Source organism: Mesorhizobium sp. M7A.F.Ca.ET.027.03.2.1 (genome assembly GCF_003999175.1).
GTDB lineage: Bacteria > Pseudomonadota > Alphaproteobacteria > Rhizobiales > Rhizobiaceae > Mesorhizobium.
In genome coordinates this window covers 1-1,411 of the sequence record NZ_RZOM01001326.1, presented here as the reverse complement: position 1 = coordinate 1,411, position 1,411 = coordinate 1, and the positions used below count along the sequence as shown (strand labels likewise).

Sequence of the window (1,411 nt, the reverse complement as noted above, 5' to 3'; positions counted from 1 at the left end):
GCGCAGGTGGTTGTGGCGGCGCCGGCGGCGGCGCTGCCCGATATGCCTTGTCTTCGTAAGGCGTCCGGCGTTCGTCCGTGCCATGGTCGCGACGCGAGCGCGAATTGGCGGTGTCGCGCAGGCTCTCATAGGCGCCACGCATGGCTCCGAGGCCAATGCCGGAGGCGAAACCCAGCAACAGGCTGGCAAGCGCGACCACGACCCGCGACGGCCCGTTCGGCTCGAGCGGCGCGAAGGCCTTCGAGATCACATTGATGTTGGCTGTGTTGATGTCCTTCTGCTCGCCGGTCTCCTTGGCGCGCAGGAGATACTGTTCGTAGACGGAACGCTTGGCGGTGGCCTCGCGCTCCAGTTCGCGCATCGACACGAGGTCGCTGTTGACGTCGCCGCTGCGGACCTTCAGCTGCGCCAGGCGAGAGGCAAGATCCTGTTCGAGCTGGACCGCGCGCTTGAGGTCGACCTGCAGCGACGAGCCGATGCGGCGCAGCTCCGAGGCGATGCGGTCGCGTGCGCCGGCAAGCTGGGCATTGAGCGCCTGGAGTTCGGGATGACGCGGGCCGAACCGAATGGCGGCGCGGTCAGCCTCCTGCTTGAGCGATGCATATTGCGAACGCAGATCGCTCATCGAGTTGGAGTTGATCTCCTCCGGCAAGGTGCCGGTGAGAACCGAATTGACGTCGACCGAACGCGCCGAGGCCGCCCGGGCATTCAGCTCCAGCGTGCGGGCGCGGGCAACCGACAGCTGCTCGTTGAGTTTCAGCATTTCGTCATCGCTGATGAGGTGGCCCTGCGCGTCGACAAGGTCGTGCGTGGCCCTGAAATCCTCGACCTTGCGCTCGGCCGCCTCGACCCCCTTGCGCAACTCGTCAAGCCTGGCCGTCAGTTCGTCGGTGGCGCGGCCTGCGGTGTCCGACTGTATCTGGCCGAAGGTCTGCAGGAAGACATCCGTCATCGTGTTGGCGATGAGGGCCGATTTCTCGCCATTCTGCGTGGTGGCGCTGACGGTGATGACGAAGGTCTTGCCGCCGCGCTCGACCGAAAGGCTCTCGGCCAGATTGCCGACAGCAAGCGCGCGGCGGCGGCTGTCGTCGACACCCCCCGGCCCGTCATTGCGCGACAGGACGGAGCGGATGAGCGACATGATGCTAAGGCCGCCGCCGCCTTGCCCATTGAATTCGGGGTCGTTGACCAGATTGAGCTTGTCGACGACCTTGTTGAGAACGGTGCCTGAGGTCAGCACCCGAACCTGGTTCTCGACGATGGCCAGCGTGGCATCGGAAGCGACGACCGACTGGGTGAGGTCGCGATCGGTTAGCTTCAGATCGCGCGGGTCGACGATCAGTTCGGTGGTGGCTTCATATTTCTTCGGCGTCGACAGCGCGATGGTGACGCCGAGCGCAGCGCCCAGTAG

Annotated in this window: 1 protein-coding gene; it reads right to left on the bottom strand. The window is 65.3% G+C overall.

What is annotated here, in order from left to right:
• A partial coding sequence (locus EN750_RS34310) for a GumC family protein (protein WP_189526674.1) occupies positions 1–1,411 on the bottom strand: 1,411 nt, incomplete at both ends.